The sequence below is a fragment of the Aneurinibacillus migulanus genome, from assembly GCF_001274715.1.
Classification (GTDB): domain Bacteria; phylum Bacillota; class Bacilli; order Aneurinibacillales; family Aneurinibacillaceae; genus Aneurinibacillus; species Aneurinibacillus migulanus.
This window is the reverse complement of record NZ_LGUG01000004.1, coordinates 3,441,695-3,459,488: the sequence shown is the minus strand read 5'-3', so window position 1 is coordinate 3,459,488 and position 17,794 is coordinate 3,441,695. Positions and strand designations below refer to the sequence as shown.

Annotated in this window: 17 protein-coding genes and 3 pseudogenes; 17 read left to right on the top strand and 3 right to left on the bottom strand. The window is 40.6% G+C overall.

Annotated elements, in window-relative coordinates; genetic code table 11:
- Positions 1-120: 120 nt before the first annotated feature.
- Positions 121-419 (bottom strand): annotated as a pseudogene (locus AF333_RS18350) (recombinase family protein); the annotation flags it as partial.
- Between the two features lie 89 nt (positions 420-508).
- Entirely contained in the window at positions 509-670 is a 162-nt protein-coding gene (locus AF333_RS33800; RefSeq protein WP_158502376.1) for a hypothetical protein, read from the bottom strand.
- Between the two features lie 135 nt (positions 671-805).
- Between AF333_RS33800 and AF333_RS18345 the strand changes: the two genes are divergently transcribed.
- The 3 genes from AF333_RS18345 to AF333_RS18335 all read left to right on the top strand — a co-directional run bounded on the left by AF333_RS18345 (position 806) and on the right by AF333_RS18335 (position 3,120).
- Positions 806-1,849, top strand: a complete 1,044-nt coding sequence (locus tag AF333_RS18345) for an SDR family oxidoreductase (protein WP_043065384.1) — start codon at positions 806-808, stop codon at positions 1,847-1,849.
- Between the two features lie 39 nt (positions 1,850-1,888).
- Entirely contained in the window at positions 1,889-2,434 is a 546-nt protein-coding gene (locus tag AF333_RS18340; protein WP_043065385.1) for an RraA family protein, read from the top strand.
- Positions 2,435-2,727: 293 nt separating this feature from the next.
- Complete coding sequence (locus AF333_RS18335; RefSeq protein ID WP_052811969.1) at positions 2,728-3,120, top strand: PLP-dependent aminotransferase family protein; 393 nt, start codon at positions 2,728-2,730, stop codon at positions 3,118-3,120.
- A gap of 278 nt (positions 3,121-3,398) precedes the next feature.
- On the opposite strand, the gene pdxR is transcribed toward AF333_RS18335, so the two are convergent.
- Complete coding sequence (pdxR, locus tag AF333_RS18330) at positions 3,399-4,778, bottom strand: MocR-like pyridoxine biosynthesis transcription factor PdxR (protein WP_043065386.1); 1,380 nt, start codon at positions 4,776-4,778, stop codon at positions 3,399-3,401.
- 143 nt (positions 4,779-4,921) lie between these two features.
- Here pdxR and AF333_RS18325 point away from each other — a divergent pair, with 143 nt between their 5' ends.
- From AF333_RS18325 to AF333_RS35695, 14 genes and pseudogenes are all read left to right on the top strand, one after another.
- Positions 4,922-5,545 carry an FMN-binding negative transcriptional regulator gene (locus AF333_RS18325; protein WP_043065387.1) on the top strand — a complete coding sequence of 208 codons (624 nt, stop codon included), beginning with the start codon at positions 4,922-4,924 and terminating at the stop codon, positions 5,543-5,545.
- A gap of 127 nt (positions 5,546-5,672) precedes the next feature.
- On the top strand, positions 5,673-6,290 hold the full coding sequence (locus AF333_RS18320; RefSeq protein WP_043065388.1) for an FMN-binding negative transcriptional regulator: 618 nt from the start codon (positions 5,673-5,675) through the stop codon (positions 6,288-6,290).
- A 70-nt stretch (positions 6,291-6,360) separates the two neighbouring features.
- Positions 6,361-6,999 (top strand): LysE family translocator, encoded by a 639-nt coding sequence (locus AF333_RS18315; protein ID WP_043065389.1) that lies wholly within the window; start codon positions 6,361-6,363, stop codon positions 6,997-6,999.
- A gap of 88 nt (positions 7,000-7,087) precedes the next feature.
- Complete coding sequence (locus AF333_RS18310; protein WP_043065390.1) at positions 7,088-7,798, top strand: B3/B4 domain-containing protein; 711 nt, start codon at positions 7,088-7,090, stop codon at positions 7,796-7,798.
- 630 nt (positions 7,799-8,428) lie between these two features.
- Positions 8,429-9,090: pseudogene (locus AF333_RS18305) on the top strand (IS110 family transposase); the annotation flags it as partial.
- A gap of 203 nt (positions 9,091-9,293) precedes the next feature.
- Positions 9,294-9,854 (top strand): hypothetical protein, encoded by a 561-nt coding sequence (locus tag AF333_RS18300; protein WP_043065391.1) that lies wholly within the window; start codon positions 9,294-9,296, stop codon positions 9,852-9,854.
- A gap of 311 nt (positions 9,855-10,165) precedes the next feature.
- A pseudogene (locus AF333_RS35700) lies at positions 10,166-10,601 on the top strand (IS4 family transposase); the annotation flags it as partial.
- 94 nt (positions 10,602-10,695) lie between these two features.
- Positions 10,696-10,872, top strand: coding sequence for a hypothetical protein (locus AF333_RS33795; RefSeq protein ID WP_158502378.1), 177 nt, complete (start codon positions 10,696-10,698; stop codon positions 10,870-10,872).
- 329 nt (positions 10,873-11,201) lie between these two features.
- The gene (locus tag AF333_RS18285; RefSeq protein ID WP_043065394.1) at positions 11,202-11,885 is read left to right on the top strand and encodes a response regulator transcription factor; all 684 of its coding nucleotides are present in this window, start codon (positions 11,202-11,204) and stop codon (positions 11,883-11,885) included.
- Positions 11,886-12,887, top strand: coding sequence for a sensor histidine kinase (locus AF333_RS18280; protein WP_043065395.1), 1,002 nt, complete (start codon positions 11,886-11,888; stop codon positions 12,885-12,887). It abuts the gene before it with no gap.
- A gap of 101 nt (positions 12,888-12,988) precedes the next feature.
- The gene (locus AF333_RS18275) at positions 12,989-13,672 is read left to right on the top strand and encodes an ABC transporter ATP-binding protein (protein WP_043065396.1); all 684 of its coding nucleotides are present in this window, start codon (positions 12,989-12,991) and stop codon (positions 13,670-13,672) included.
- The gene (locus AF333_RS18270; RefSeq protein WP_043065397.1) at positions 13,669-16,260 is read left to right on the top strand and encodes an ABC transporter permease; all 2,592 of its coding nucleotides are present in this window, start codon (positions 13,669-13,671) and stop codon (positions 16,258-16,260) included. Before AF333_RS18275 ends, AF333_RS18270 begins: the two co-directional genes overlap by 4 nt.
- Positions 16,261-16,341: 81 nt before the next feature.
- Positions 16,342-17,238: a VanZ family protein gene (locus AF333_RS18265; protein ID WP_043065437.1), complete on the top strand. Its 897-nt coding sequence runs from the start codon at positions 16,342-16,344 to the stop codon at positions 17,236-17,238.
- 33 nt (positions 17,239-17,271) lie between these two features.
- Entirely contained in the window at positions 17,272-17,451 is a 180-nt protein-coding gene (locus AF333_RS35695) for a hypothetical protein (protein WP_235496584.1), read from the top strand.
- Positions 17,452-17,794 lie beyond the last annotated feature (343 nt).

Below are 17,794 nucleotides of genomic sequence, written 5' to 3'. Positions count from 1 at the left end.
TCCATGCGATGCGGGCACAGACCCTGAATAGGAGCATCTCTGGCCTCCACCTCATGGACAGGTTGAACGAAGGAAAGTAGGGACATATGATCCTGAGAGACATGGGAGGGTACACCACCATGAATCAAGCCAGGATTTCTTTAGACTCTGTAAATGGGTTCCCTTTTCCGCAATCAATTCTGTGATTTCTAGTAAATTTTTTATTGAATGAGAAAAGCCGTTAAATCCGTTACTATGACTGTATCACCTGGTCGTAAGAACTCAAGCATACGATTCAACTCAGGTCGATCACGTTTTGTACCTGTTACTTTTTCATAAAAAATTTGCTCGCATCCAACTTCTTTAAGTTGCTGTTCCTGCCGGTCTAAATTTTGATCGAATGTAGATACTCGCATATATCCAAATTTTACTGAACTCATTTTTCTTACTCTCCCCTCAATATTGTATCAAAAATGCTTAAGAGAGAGTATTGTGACAATAATTTTTTGTTACATATCACGCGTGTTGATTATCCAGTTTTAGGCAGACTCCTCCTGTATAAATCCTGATAATGTTTCATGAATGTCTGGATAACAAATTCCCATTCTACAGAAAGCTGTGCCTCAATGAACGGACGGGAGCCCGTAGACCGTAGCCACATCGGTCGCATGGCGAAAACTTTTCCATTCATGGATAGCCGCCATGACAAGGAAACGCAGCAATAGAGAAACAGAAAGCTTGCGAGCCGTATCTTTTTAAGAAGGAAAAACGTTATATAAAATAAATGTATTTGTTGCAGGCTATTAAAGTAAATAGGGGGAAAATTATGAAGGTTCTTATATTGGGAGGTACTCGTTTTTTAGGAAAAGCGTTGGTAGAGGAAGGATTGAAAAGAGGGCACGAAATCACGTTATTCAATCGCGGTAACAATAAAGAGGTGTTTTCTGAAGTAGAACAACTTATCGGTGATAGGGACGGTGATGTATCACAGCTCGAAAAGAGAAAATGGGATGTCGTAATGGACACATGTGGATTCGCTCCCCACCAAATTAAGAAAATCGCAGCTGTGCTCGAGGATAGCATCGAACATTATATATACATTTCAAGCATTTCTGTTTATAAAGATTGGATTCCGCTTAATATCGCGGAAGACTATCATTTACAGTCCATGCCGCTGGATCGATTGAAAGACGTTGAGGAAGGAAGGATTTCTCCTTATGAGCATTACGGCGCATTGAAAGTGCTCTGTGAAGTAGAAGCAGAGAAATATTGGCCGGGGCGCGTGTTGCATATCAGGGCAGGTCAGCTTGTCGGGCCGTTTGACTATACGGATCGGCTCCCGTACTGGGTTCAGCGTGTTGCGGAAGGTGGAAACATGCTGGTACCGGGACGTCCAGATCGTCCAATCCAACTGATCGACGTGAAAGATATAGCAACATGGGTGTTCAATATGGCGGAAAGAGGAAAAGCTGGTGTGTTCAATGTTACGGGTCCCGATTATGAATTGACGATGGAAGAACTTTTGAACACGTGTAAAGCGGTTACACACAGCAATGCCGAATTTGTCTGGGCAGATGAACAATTTGTATTGAATTATCAAATACAGCCATGGACGGAAATGCCATTATGGATCCCTGAACATTTCCCGTTAGATGGGGAAACTGAACCGTGGAAAGGCTCATATTGCATCAGCATAAAAAAAGCCGTAGACGCTGGGCTTTCCTTCAGTCCCCTTGAAGATACAATTTATGATATGTATCAATGGGAAAAAGCAAGACAAGATTCAGAACGAAAAGCAGGGATATCGCGTGAAAAAGAGCAAGAGCTGCTAGATGCTTGGTTCCAAAAAGAGAAGAAGGGGACATTGTGATGGGGGTATTACCCCCAATGTCCATCAAACCAGGGAAAAATTAGACCGTACAATACTGTGTCACTTATTGGGTGCGCTTTTACAGTGAAAACACGGCCAGGCGACAATTTACTACTCCATAAAGCGATTGACATGGCATCTTCTGGTGATGTTATTGTGGTCGATGCACAGGGTGATATCACCAACGCCTTGATTGGGGAATTAATGATTACTTGGGCACAAGTCCGGGGAATCGCTGGCTTTATTATTGACGGTGCTATTCGTGATGCTGGCGTCATCAAGCGGATGTCTATTCCTGTGTATGCTGCGGGCGTAACTCCAGCTGGTCCATATAAGGACGGCCCAGGTGAAATTAATATTCCGGTTTCTTGTGGCGGTGTGACGGTCAGACCTGGTGATATTTTGATTGGTGACGAGGATGGTGTCGTTGTAATCAATCCCAAGGATGCTCCGGGGATTCTGGAAAAAGCCCGTAAAACCGTAACGAAAGAAGCAGGCGTAATGACTGACATCAAAAATGGAATCTGGGATAGAACTTGGGTGGATAAAACGCTTCGTGAAAAGGGGTGTGAATTTGTAGACTGAATTTCTTTGTAGTATCCTTCTTAACCTTAAGCGGTCCACAATAAAACTCGGGTATACACACGGAAGGCACCACCCTACTACCATCATTTGATTGGATCACCGACATAGTCTCATCACGACGAATACCATTGGAAAAAGTATGGCGACAGTGCTGGTATCCCAATTGGAAAAGGAACTATCAAACGCGGTTTTACAGGAGTCCAATTATAAAAGCTTGGAAACTAACAATTAAAAGTGACAGAATGGATGAGTACCATTCGAACACTATAATAAAAAAGAAGGCTGTGAAATGAATGAAAACGAGAGCAGCAATTCATGCAAGGGGTAAAGTTTATGCGGGTAAGCTTTTTGGTACCGGGATGGCTGCAAAGCAAGCAGTTGCCCAGTACGGAAGAAAAAATGTAATTGACGCCTCAATGGGCGTAATCACGGATAATAATGGCACTTTAATTTGTCTGCCTACAGTTGAAGAACAGTTTCGGGTCATGCCAATTGAAGAGATAATCAGCTACAGTCCAGTAGGAGAATTGCCTGGCTTTTTGGAGGCCGCAGTTAAACATACCTTCGGTGAGTCCAGACCAGATGCTTATATACGTCCAATTGCCAGTGCAGGCGGGGCTGGTGCTATTTCTAATGTTATTTGGAATTATTCAAATGTTGGCGATACCATATTGACACATGACTGATACTGGACCCCATATAACACGATATGCAAGGAGATTGAACGATATTTAGAGACGTTCAGTTTGTTAGACGAGGAGATGAAGATGAAGTTTAATTTAAATTCATTTTCAAGCAAGGTCAAGAATCTTCTGGAAAAACAAGATTGTTTAGTAATGCGGAAAACATACGCTAAGACAATTTTTGGAATGAAAAAACCGATTTTTCCTACGTTAAGAAAAAATCGGTTTCTAAAAGTAGAGTTTGTATGAGAAAAAACTTTTCTTAATATCCTGAGTGTTTTTTATGACCAAGCTTTTTTTAAGAGCTCCACACCAAGCTGGATTTGATCACAAGAAAGATTACTAAAACCAAGTTTAATAATTGGTTTATCAGAATTGTTTTTAACGAAGTAGAGTGAGGTGGGATACACTTTAACACCATAAGAGGAAGCACGCTCGATTAGCCATTCTTCTGAACGCTTCAAGTGTACTTTGACTAATAAGTATAAACCAGACTGCTCACCAATAATGGATATATTTTGCTCAAATTCTTTTCTTAATACTGATACTAAGTGCTGCATTTTTCGTTTATAAACAAGACGCATACGTTTAATGTGGCGATTCCATTCTCCATTTTCCATAAATTTAGCCATGGTGAGTTGGCTAAGAATTGAAGTGGTACTTTCGAAATGAAGGAATTGGTGTTTATAACGATCTAAAAGGGGCTGCGGCAACACCATGTAACTTAAACGGATTCCTGGAAGAAAGGACTTTGAGAAATTCCCTAGATAAATGACCCTTGATGCATCAATAGAAGCGAGAGCTGGAAATGGCTGTTGTGTATAGCGAAATTCACTATCATAATCGTCTTCGATAATGTATCCATGCCTCTTGTCAGCCCAATGAATAAGTGCATGCCGTTGTTGAATAGGCATGCTTACCCCGTATGGGCTGTGATGGGAAGGTGCTACATAGATTAATCGTGATTTCATATGTTCTAATTGTGAAAAATCAGCACCTGTTTCATAAACGGGTAAAGTTTCAAGCGTAAAACAATTTAATTGGAAAGCTTCCCTAGCGCCATCATACCCAGGGTCTTCAACTGTAATGCTCGAAAAATCATCCTTCAGTATATGCCCTAGATGTATAAGCATTTGTTGGGTACTGCTTCCGATAATAATTGCATTTGCATCTGTTTTTACCCCACGGGATTGGAGTAAGTATGTGGCAATTTGTTCACGTAAGCACATCTCACCAAAGGGTTCTCCGTATCGAAAACTCTCCTGTAACGTTAATACTTGATTGGCAATTCTCCTCCATATTTTTAAAGGGAAATGTGTTTGATCAACTGCGCCTGCTCGGAAATCAATGAGGACAGGTTTCCTCGATTCTGTTCGCTTTATATTATGAGAGGTTAACGCCTCTTGAAATAAAAGAGGTTCTAATTTATTTGCAAAATAACCTTTTCTTCCTTCTCCACGAATATAGCCTTCAGCTACAAGTTGATCATAAGCCATTAATGTCGTATTGCGACTTACTTGAAGAGAGTCTGCAAGTTGACGAATGGAGGGCAATTGCTCATTAGCCAGTATGTCCCCTTGCTCAATAAATAATTTAAATTGCTCATAGATTTGTTTGTATTTGGGAGAGTCATCCTTGAAAGTAAAAATGGTATTTTTCATTTACTATCCCTTCTGACATGTATATTTATTTGTTATTGTACCTTTTTTCATGTCAGTTTGTATAATATTATTTTTTTATCAGATATTTGTTTTTAATACTTATATTTTTAAAAGTTCAATTACAAGTTGAAAGGATGATTATTGTGTACATTCCTAAGCAATATCGTATGGATCATGATAAGGCAGTTCAAATGATAAAGTCTTACCCGTTTGCCTTATTGATTACTGTTGATGAACGACGTCCCTTGGCTACGCATATTCCTTTGGAAATTCGTGAAGATGAAGGGAAAATCTATGCGACTGGGCACATTGCATACGGAAATATGCAGAAAAAAACTTTGGATAATAATAGTGATGTGTTGCTTATTTTTCAAGGACCGCATGCTTACATTTCGTCAAGTTGGTATGAGATTGAAGAGGTTCCTACATGGGATTATCTAGCTGTACATGCGTATGGAACAGCACGTGTAATCAGTGGAGACGAGCTGAAATCAGCTTTGGATACTATGCTTAAACACTATGAGTCTCACCGCGAAAATGGTCGGCTCTGGGATACGTTTGATCCAGAGTTACTTGAGAGTGAAATGAAAGGAATAGTTGGTTTTGAAATTGAAATCACCGATATTCAAGCTGCAGCCAAAATGAGCCAGAATCGCAATAACACCGATTACAAATCGATTGTTGCAGAGCTTGAAAAATCAAATGAACAAGAGGAAATTCAGGTTGCTCAGTGGATGCGTGAGCAACGGAAAGGGTTATTTAAATGATCGGCCTAACTCTCCCTGATATGTGAATTTTTTCAGTATTGTACCTTTTTTCATGTCAGTTTGGATTATATCATACCGTGTATAGGATATCTGTTGTATATCAAAAATAGGATTGAGGAGATTTCAAATGTATATCCCAGAGCATTTTACGATGAAAGAAGGAACTGCTGCCTACAATGTCATAAAGGAGAACAGTTTTGCAACATTGTTTTCCATTCATAAAGGAATGCCCTTCGCTACACATTTACCACTGATGTTGAATAAGGAGAAAACCTATTTGTACGGTCATTTTGCCCGTCCGAACCCGCAGTGGAAGGATATTCAAAATCAGACGGTCTTAACCGTTTTCCATGGTCCTCATTGTTATATCTCTCCCTCTTGGTATGAGACCAATAAAGCAGTTCCAACGTGGAATTATGTGACCGTTCATGTTTACGGAGAAGTTGAGCTAATCGAGGATGAACACGAGTTAACGAGTTCCTTGAATGATATGGTATTGAAGTATGAAGCTCCTGACAGTTCTTACAGATTACAGGATGTAGATGCTGAATTTCTCGTTGGTATGAACAAAGGCGTTCAAGGATTCAAAATAAAAATCGATAGGATTGAAGGGAAAGCAAAGGTAAGTCAAAACCATTCCTTACACAGACAAGAGCTCATTATAAAACAGTTGGAACAGATTCCATTTCCAAACGAGCAACAAATTGCCTCCTTGATGAAAACGAACCTTAAAAATAAAGTGTAACCTTGCTTTCACCAATCAAGGAGGAGCCCAATTAAATCATGTGCAAAAATACAACAAGGAGTTGCATCTTATGGAGTTTTCAACGATTTGGCTATTTGTAATTGCTGCTGCTACATTGTTAATAATACCTGGACCAGCTGTGTTCTATATTATGGCAAGAAGTATAGATCAAGGGAAGAAAGCGGGCCTGGTATCCGTTCTTGGTGTATCTCTTGGTGGTTCTGTTCACGTTTTAGCTGGAGCAATTGGAATTTCTGCGATCCTTATGACATCAGCAACAGCCTTTAATATCGTTAAATACTTGGGTGCTGCTTATCTTATCTATCTGGGGTGTAAGACATTATTTTCTACATCTGATGGAACGACTTCAGAAATTCCAAAAGCCCCTCACGAAAAATCATTAAAGATTTTTTGCCAATCAGCGATCGTGGAAGTAATGAATCCTAAGACAGCACTCTTTTTTTTGGCCTTCTTTCCGCAATTCATATCACCTTCTGCTGGATCAGTCACAGTACAATTTTTGCTTTTAGGAACTATATTTCTTATCCTAGCTTTTATTAGTGATGGTCTGTATGCAATTCTTGCAGCAAGTATTAGAAAGCGGATTGTGGGTAGTAAAGCGAGTTCAAAGTTAGTGAATCGGATAACTGGTTATTTTTATATTATACTAGGGGTATTCTCCACCTTTGCGAGCCCCCCAAAAACATAGGAGTGTTATGATGAAATTTATCGTGTTGTGACACAACAAATAGCAATTCTACCAAGACAATAAGTAAAATGAAATGGAGAGATATGTTATGCCTAGATTTATCATTAAAGATGATTTTTGGTCATTATTCCCTCATGCAAAAATAGGCACCGTTATTTGCCAGGGGATTGATAATTCAATAAGGGACGTTGAAATCTACGAGAAGCTGCTGCAGGAGGCAGAGAAAGAAGCACATAAATTCTTAAGTCTGGAGGAATTCAGTAGTAATCCAGTCATATCCGTTTGGCGAGAAGCCTTTCGGAAATTCAAGACAAAGAAAGGGGCAAGGTGTTCCATTGAAGCTCTATTAAAAAGAGTGAAAAATGGCAATCATATCGGAACAATAAACCCGCTTGTTGACATCTATAATTCAATTTCATTGCGTTATGGGCTTCCGTGTGGTGGCGAAGATATCGACACTTTTGTAGGCGATATTCGGCTAACGCAGGCAAATGGTAACGAACCGTTTATCCCATTGGGAAATGATGAAAATGCTTCGCCATATGAAGGTGAAATTGTTTATAAAGATGATGACGGTGCAATATGCAGATGCTGGAATTGGCGTGAAGCTCTGAGGACGATGCTAACAGAAAATACGAAAAATGCATTCCTTTGTATTGAATTAATAGATGAAACAAGAAACGATGAGTTTCATATGGCGCTTAAAGCATTGTCTGATTTAGTGTCACATCATCTTGGTGGTATTGTGAAGACTGAAGTGTTAGATATTAATAATAGGGAAATTACAATCTTTGGTTAAGGTCAAATTGCGTTTAAAAATGATGCCCTGAGTCGATATGGACAAAAATACGGTTTCGTCCATAATAAATGCTTATCAGGACTCTACATGAACCTCGCTGCGGCGGGTTTTTTATATCCGGTTGTTGCCCGCACCATATTATAGGGGTAATGGAAGATAAAGTGTCAGCAAAACTTTTGGTTGAAATAGCAGAATCAATAAAACTGATCTACCCACCTAAACTTGAAAATCTCGACAGATTGAGAGCATTGAGACATCTCGTTTCGTTCATATCAGTTGAACAAGTAGCAGTTATTTCTCACCCCAATCTTCAGCCAACATTGCATAAACAATATTCAAAAACTCTCTCTGCGTCATTTAGTTCTATTAATTTCAAAGATACTTCCTCGTCAATCTTATGTATGAACATAATCATTCCCCCTAGATATAATTTACAAAATTTCATTTAGAACTTTTATTGGATTAAACTACCCGTTCGTATTATAAGGTCACCAGATGCCCCCTACTTGCAGAAACATAATTGAGGCTGGTTGGGACTTAGATCTCGTATAACAAGCGAAGCTGTGATACTGCAAGGAGGAATTAGGGGTACCGGTAATTTGATTGTTGAGGAGGAGATTCAGGATGAATCCAGTCGTTCATTATTTGGAGGAACGTGGATATGTATTAATTATTATTAATCCATTGATTTCATATAAGGCAAAACGTTTGAGTCTAAGAAAAGTAAAAACGGATGCAGTCGATGCTTATCTTCTTTGTGAGTTGTTCTATAAAGAGGAGTTAGAGCCCTATAAAAAGCGAGGAGTTCAGCTGTTAAACCTTCGCAATCTCACAAGACAACATGAAAATATAACGGGGGTCATGATTCAAACTAAGCTTCAATTTCAGGCTGTTCTTGATCAAGTGTTTCCTGAATATAGGGGGGTTTTGGGGATTTATATTCGCTGGTTTCACTCTTAACTTTGTTAGCGTTTCCCTCATCTGAAGATATTTTAAAGGCTAGGGAAGAGACAATCGCTGATAAGATATTTGAGTTATGTAAAAGTCGTTCACTCCGATGGGCAAGAGAAAAAGCCATTCAGCTTAAAGCTGCGGCATCCCGTAACCCTTTTGAAAAGACAGTCTATCAGAGTCATATTTTAAGCCTTGGTATGTATATAAATATTCTTCTTCAGTACAAAGAGCATCTATCAAAGTTAGAGGCAGAGATAGACACTCTCGCGAAAGAAATGGAAGAGTATTACATCGTCAAATCTATCCCTGGAATTGGAGAGCGGTGGGCGGGAGCGGTCGGAAAAAGACACGTCCGCCTTTTTTCTGCCGGGGCGCAGGGCGTATCCACCCTTTTCTTTCTCCATCTCTCCTATTTCCAACCACGCTACATAGACCAAGAAGCCCCTTCCATTTCTATGCCAAGTTATGTACATGCAAACATGGTAGAGAAAAATTAAGAAAAGGGATTACTATACAAAATATACTTTTAAGGAGATTAACTGTGAAAGGATTTCTAAAAATTATTTTCTGGGTTTCCGGTGGGATTGCTGTGCTATTTCTTATGTTCATCTTCTTCTTTAGAATGAGTATGGAAGGAAATGATACTAAACTTGAGGAAATAATGAGAGAAGCTAACGTGTATGTGAAAGAAAAATTCCAGAAAAAGATGACCGTCTTAGAATCATTTTATGACAGTGGAGGGAATTTTCCTTACTTTGATTATGCTGCTAAAGTTCGCTCTGATGAAGATGAGAATCTTGTGTTTTTTGTATTTTACAATGAAAAAACGGAACAATTAGAAGATAGTTATGTTTCTTCAAAATGGGAAAAGGTATTACAAAGTGATCTTGCTCCTTATTTAAAAAAGGAATGGGGAACCATTGAGAACTTGAGCGTGTTTTATGATGAGCGTGTAGGCTATAAGCTTAACATTGATGCAAATAAAATACCTGAATATCACCAGGTGAATGAAAAGCCAACAATACTGTTTGCAGTTCCAAGAAAGATAGCAAAGATGAAGAACATTTTAATAAAACGATTGATTTTATCAAAAATCAGTTAAATGTAAAGCATGCACACATCTCTGTTAATTATATGAAAAACGGAGGAATATTAGAAAGTGAAGGGTTTATTAAAGATTTTTAAAAGATTGTTGTTAAGGGCAAAATAAAGAGTGATGAATTATGAAGACAAATGAAGAAAGTGAAACGCTTCTTAATTTGTCAGAAAGGCGAGAAAGAAGGGGTATGTTAAATCTAGTTGTTGATTTATGGGGTAGTACCACACCACCATCAAGTTAAGAAATAAGCCTATCGTGACAGGAAAAAGAGCGCTATGCTTTTCTTATGTAAAGTAAGAAAGGATGGCGCTTTTATGAGTATAAGAGAAGAAGGTGAACTGTTTTTATTCGCTGAAGAACTACAACGATGTATGTCCCCCGCTGTGCTTAACCAGCTAGCCAAGGAAACGAAGTATATGATACGAAAAAGAAAATGTCATGGACAACATTTTCTTGCACTGTGTATAGTTAAGTCAGAGAGTGGCGAGTACTTCCCTTGCCCATCTTTGTAGTCGATTTGAAACAGCTACAGGAATTTTGATCACCCCAGAAGGACTAAACCAGCGATTTAATTCGTCTTCCGTATCCTTCCTCTGGAAGGTGTTTAGTCATCTTCTTCAAGAAAAACGAATTGATCTTTCTTCAATTTCTACTTCTTTATCCACTTATTTTGAACGTATTCGAATCCTAGATTCCACCACCTTTCAAGTTTCGAACCGATTTACTGCTTCCTATCTGGGTGCTGGAGGACAAGTTTTTAAGCCTGCTTGCATATGTAGCCGAACAGGAATGAAAGAAGATCCGGTAACGGCAGGCAGATGGAATCGAAGTCGCCCGAGCTGGCGTGGTTACGTTTGGAAGACCTAAGCGTGAGATTGACGAAAAATTCATGAACGTATACCGCATCTGGAAGGAAAGGTGTCTGACGGCAACAGCAGCCACGCAAGCAATCGGGATGACCCGAACAACATTTTATCGCTGGGTCAACGGGTATGAAGCAGCGCAAAACGCCAGCCACTAAACAACATTCAATTTTCAAACATTCGCCTTCTGAAGGGCACGTTGGCCCAACCGTGGCGGCTCGGGGCGATCTGCAGCCGGAGAAACGGTCGAAAATCCAAACGATTTTTTTATTCCTGAAGATCCGCTATTTTGTTTCATTGAATCCGTATTTTAAGGGGAAATGACCATGAAAAGTACCGGTATTGTCCGGCAAGTCGATGAACTCAGCCGAATTGTATTGCCTATAGAACTACGGTGTTTGATGGGATTAAGCGAAAAGGACCCAGTTGAGGTTTTTATAATGTCGAAAAAGAATGAATTTATTCATATGGTTAGGATGATCTGCAGATGAAAATTTTATTAGTGGAAGATGATAAAACGATCGCGTCCGGTCTGGAATATTCATTGCAGCAAGATTGCTTTTCAACCGTTCTTTGCCATGATGTTGCATCAGCAAGAAAGGTGCTCTCCGAAGACCTTGATCAATTCGCTTTATGCTTGTTTGATTTATCGCTTCCGGATGGAAGCGGCTATGAATTGTGCAAAATGGTGAAAGAGCGAAGAGATATTCCGGTCATCTTCTTAACAGTGATCGACGATGAGGTCAATGTTGTGATGGGGCTTGACATGGGAGCCGACGATTATATTACAAAACCTTTTCGAATTCGCGAACTTCTTTCGCGGATCAAGTCCGTCTTGCGAAGATACCAGAAGCCGTCCCAAACCAAAACCATCATTGACATCGACAATATCCGCGTAAACACGCTGGAAGGAAAAGTGTATAAAAACAGCGCTGAAATTCCGTTAACCGCTTTAGAGTATCGTTTATTGCTGATCTTTGGCAACCATATTGGACAGGTTCTCCCAAGAAATCAGCTTTTAGAGCAGATCTGGGATGTAGCCGGCGACTTCGTGAACGACAATACGTTAACGGTTTATATCAAAAGGCTAAGGGAAAAGCTGGAGGATGATCCAGGGCATCCGACAATGATCAAAACGGTACGCGGTTTAGGATATAAGGTCGGTGATTAGATGCTGCGTAATCGAGAGGTTCAAATTTTATTGTTCATTATGGGTTCGCTCAGTTTAACGACGACCGTTGCCGCTGCTTTTATTTCGTCTGTTGCCGCGGTGATCGTTTTCATCCTATCTATTTTGTTTATTGGAAGCAGTTTGTTATTCACGAGATGGAGATACCGTGAACTCGAAAAGCTTTCCGTCTATTTGCGAGAAATTAGCAGCGGCAATTATTCCCTTGACGTTCGAGATAATCAAGAAGGTGAGCTTAGTATTTTAAAGAATGATATTTATAAAGTGACGCTCATGCTATCGGAGCAGCGATCGCTTCTGCAGCGGGACAAACTTCAACTGACAGATGCCATTTCTGATATTTCCCATCAACTCAAAACGCCGCTAACCTCCATGACGGTGATGGCGGATTTGTTAAGCGACCCTGACCTGCCTCCAGCCAAAAGAACGGAGTTCACCCATAATATTCGGATTCAGCTTGAACGAATCGATTGGCTTGTTTCTTCCTTATTAAAGCTATCGAAAATCGACGCAAAGACAATCCACTTCAAAAAAGATCAAATATTGATGAAAAAGCTTATACAGAAGGCATTAGAGCCGGTTTTGATTCCGATGGACATTAAGGAACAAACGGTTTCCATCGAGGGCGACGACAACGTCTCTTTTGTCGGCGATTTCAATTGGACCACCGAAGCTCTTATCAATATTTTGAGAAACGGCGTGGAGCATACACATGAAGGCGGAGCAATTGCCATAACAATTTCCGAAAACGCGTTATTTACGGAAATTGTTATATCCGACAACGGCAAAGGGATTCCGAAAGAAGATTTGCCCTATATTTTTAAACGTTTTTATAAAGGAAAGAACGCCGGCGAAGGGAGCATCGGCATTGGTCTTGCGATTGCTCACAGTATTATTGCCAGTCAGAACGGAGTAATCGATGTGACGAGCAATAGCGAAAAGGGGACGCAGTTTCGGATTAAATTTTATAAGCAAGTGATTTAACGGCATTCCGTAAGTGACTAAATTGTCACCTTCATCGTCACTTGAAAGTCATTTTAGACAGATAAAATGATATCCATCAGCATAGCTATGGAGGGTTAACAATGGAAATTTTAAAAATTGAACATCTGTCTAAAATATACGGGAAAGGCGAATCGGCGATAAAGGCGCTTGACGATGTTTCCTTTTCGGTCCAAAGAGGTGAATTCGTCGCGATTATCGGCCCGTCTGGATCAGGAAAATCGACGCTTCTGCATATGCTGGGCGGTGTGGATCGGCCGACTGGCGGCAAAGTTTTCATTGAGGATACGGATTTGTATGCCTTGAACGAAACGCAGTTGGCCATCTTTCGACGCAGACAAATCGGCCTGATCTACCAGTTTTTTAATCTGATTCCCGTCCTGACAGTTGAAGAGAACATTATGCTGCCGCTCTTGCTGGATAATCAAAAGGTAGATAAAAAGCAGTTGGATGGTCTTGTGAATACGTTGAATTTGCAGCATCGTTTAAACCACCTGCCTAATCAGCTATCCGGCGGACAGCAGCAACGGGTCTCGATCGGCAGAGCGCTCATCGGCAATCCTGCGATCATGCTGGCAGACGAACCTACCGGGAATCTGGACAGCAAGAATAGCAGTGAGATTGTCGACTTATTAAAAATGTTGAATAAAACCTATCATCAAACGCTGATCGTCATTACACACGACGAACGAATCGCCTTACAGGCCAACAGGATCATTTCGATTGAAGATGGAAGGATTGCCAAAGACGAGGTGATCCGTCGATGAATATTGTCAATAAACTAACTATCCGGCATTTGAAGCAAAACAAGAGACGAACGCTCGTAACCATCATAGGCGTCATCATTTCGGTTGCCATGGTGACCGCTGTTGCTACGCTTGGTTTTTCCTTTTTGGATTTAATGATCAGGCAAACCATCGCGGATACAGGGGAGTGGCATGTCCTGTATCAAGATGTAAACAAAGAACAGCTTGCGGCGATACAAGACGATGACGCAACCAATACCGTCGCGATCACAAGAGATCTTGGCTATGTCCCATTAGAAGGGGGACAAAATCCAAATAAGCCGTATTTGTTCATCAAGGAATATGATGCACAAGGTTTCGCGCAATTTCCGGTTGAATTGAGCAAGGGGCGTCTTCCGCAAACGGACAAGGAAGTCGTTATTTCCGAAGCCGTTACAACAAACGCCAAAGTGAAATACGAAATCGGCGATCGTCTAACCCTTCGCGTCGGTGAACGATTCGAGAAAGGGGGCGATCATCCACTGGATCAAACCGAACCGCTGCGTAGGGAAGACAGCAAATTGACCGAAACGTTGCAGCATATAAAGACAAGGGATTATACGGTGGTAGGCTTCATCAAGCGTCCCGTATGGGAAATGGCTTGGTCCCCGGGGTATACGATCATTAGCTATGTCGATGAAAACATCATGGGGGCAAACGATCGAGTCAATGCGGCGGTGGTCTTGCAGAAAGTCAATCAGCCCTTGTTCGCTCATGCGGAAAATTTGGCTAAGAGAAACAATATCGAAACGGTCCAATATAATCACGATTTGCTTCATTATTACGGCGTGTCCAAAAGCGAAGCCTCGTACAGCATGATGTATTCATTATCGGCGATCCTTATGGCGGTCATTATGATCGGCTCGATTTCGCTCATCTATAATGCTTTTGCGATTTCCGTCTCGGAACGTTCCCGCCATTTAGGGATGCTTGCGAGCGTGGGGGCTACGAAAAGGCAGAAGAGAAATTCAGTGCTTTTTGAAGGGGGCGTCATTGGCTTGATCAGCATTCCCGTTGGAATCCTATGCGGTCTTGCCGGGATTGGGATCACCTTTTGGTTCATGAACTCCATGATTCAAGGGGCATTATGGACCACTGAAAAGCTGACGTTCATTGTCACGCCGTTATCGCTCCTGATTGCCTGTGTTGTTTCGATGTTGACGATTTTCATTTCGACGTATCTCCCGGCTATCAAAGCATCTAAGATTTCCGCGATGGACGCGATTCGCCAAACAACCGATGTAAAGCTTACGGTCAAAGCCGTGAAAACATCGAAGTTCATTCGCAAGCTCTTCGGAATCGAAGCGGAAATCGGATTGAAAAACTTAAAAAGGAACAAACGGAGATATCATGCCATCGTATTTTCGCTGGTCATCAGCATCGTTTTGTTTTTAACGGTATCGTTTTTTACCGCTGGTCTGAAAAAAAACCTGGAACTGTCGCAGGAAGGCGTCAATTACGATATTGAGGTATCGTACGACAATGGAAAAAGAGTAGACGACCGTTTGATTCAATCGATTGCATCCCTTGACGGCGTAACAGAATACAACGTGATTCACGAGTTGCATAAGAACGCTTGGGTCGATGAAGCGTTCATCGCCGATGACTTGCAAGAGAAGGTTAAGGAGGATCAGAGTTTACTTCAAGACGGAAAATATCCTTACAATATTATGATTCATGCATTAAACGATTCGAGTCTGCAAGCCTATGCCAAAGTGGTCGGCGCAGATTACGAACAGCTTACGGATCTGGATCATCCCGCTGCGATCGTGATGGATACGATCCATTACAAAGATATGAGGACAGGGAAATATGTCCAAACGAAGGCCATTTATACGAATGTCGGTCAAAGTATCAAGTTAACGAATATCTATAAAAAAACTGGGGAAGAAACGAAGGTAAACAAAGTGGCCGTTGCTGCGTTGACGGATCAAGCTCCTATGGGGATGAACCCGACAGGAGTAGGCGGGTTAAATATCATCGTTTCGGAACGCGTCATGAATCGACTGGCAGACGACGAGGACATGGCTAACGTTCAGACATACCTCCATTTGAAAAGTACGGAACCGATGAAAACGCAGCAGGAAATCGAAGAGCTGCAAGAGACCAATCTGCAAGCCTACAATTTATATCAATCCAGAAAAAGAGAAGAACAAAAGATTTTATTGATGTCCGTCTTTTCTTATGGCTTTATCGTATTAATTTCAGCGATTTCCATTGCGAACATTTTTAATACGATCTCAACGAGCATATCCCTTCGAAAGCGGGAATTTGCGATGCTGAAATCCATTGGAATGACGCCAAGAGGCTTTGCCAAAATGATGAACTACGAAAGTATTTTTTATGGGGTCAATTCGCTGCTGTTTGGACTTCCTATCAGCTTCGTCACGATGTATCTGATCTATAGGGCATTGGCGTACAAATTTAGCTACGAATTCGCCCTTCCCTGGCTGAGTATTCTTTCCGTCATTGCCGCCGTATTTGTCATTGTCGGTTCCGCGATTGTTTATTCCAGCGCGAAAGTAAAAAAGGATAACATTATTGATGCGTTAAAGCAGGAGAATGTATAAAAGTAACCGGCTCTGACTTGAAGTTGCGAGGAAAGACGGTGTCAACCACCATCAGAATAAAATCATAAGGGGAATCTCGTCTTGGGGATCAATGAAATATATAATTACCTACGTTTTTTAATGTTGCCGGTTATAGTAATTATCGGGATAGAATTCGTTCTTATAGGACTATATTATTTCCTTTATTATAGAAATCGACAATCAGAGAGAAAGCTACGAATTGACATAAAGAAGCTTTTTATTGGCGCATTGTTCATCGGATATGTTGATTTTGTGCTTGAGCTAACCATTTTCGGCCGCGGCCACTCACATTTCTTGCAGATGAATCTCCATCCATTCAGCAGTTATATTGAAGCATGGAATAAGTATTCCTTACGTGATTTTCAAAATTGTATTTTTAATATAATAATGTTTATCCCGATGGGAATTTTGCTGCCTTTAATCAGCCGAAAATTTAAAGCTTTCAAGTGGCTTTTTCTTGTCGTTGTAAGTTCTACGCTATTTATTGAAACATACCAGACGCTTTCAGGCGCAGGGATATTTGAGCTTGATGATATCATTAACAACACGCTTGGTGGTATTTTTGGATACCAGTTATACAGACTTGCTGCTTCCATTGTTTATAACAAAAGAGTAAGAATGAAAAGTCTGCTGGGAAACCTGGCGATACCTCTACTGATGGGTTTGTTTTTTGTCGGCATGAATATCGTCTACTTCCAGCAGGAGTTCGGCAATCTGGCAATAAACTCGTTTACCAAATGGAATATGGAAGATGTTCATTTGACAACATCCCTGCAACTAAGCTCAGCACCTACAGCCGCCCCAGTATACAAGAAAATCATTCATAGGGACGGAGTTGAAGCCCTGCTGCAGCAGAAATTAGGATTATCTGAGTTGAAGGTTGTGGATGATCACGGCAATCGTGAAATTCTATTGAAAGACAAATCAGGAACGCAATATACATTGTATCTATCTTAGTATCAAGCACATGGTTTTTGGTGATTACACACAATGTTGTGGTGGGGTTTAGCGTATATTTTCGTTAAAATGTTGGCTGTTATTGCAGAGTTAGAGGCGGATATTATACGGGAAAGAACGTTGGCCTTTCTTCTGCCGGGGCGCAGGGCGTATCCACCCTCTTCTTTCTCCATCTCTCCTACTTCCAACCACGCTACCCTATCAAAATATTAACCGTAACTTATACAGATCAAGGTAAAAGAAAAGATTATATGGATAAACACTTTGATAGTTTTATCGAAAAACGTAGTGACTTAATCTTTAACAAATTAAAATCTATTTTATCTGTTTAATAAATGTAAAATGCTTTCAAGTTTGAGCGCACATAGGGGCGCTCTATTTATATTTAGAGGGGTTATTTGTTCTTTGCTCAAAAAATAATGGTTAGAAATAATGTTTTCTAGACTATATTTGCTGTTTTTTATATAAATGGAGGTTCCAAGTATTAGAATTTAATGATATATTTTTCATAATTCCTTAAAAGAGAAAATGAGGTGATTTTAGTAATTTTTGATGG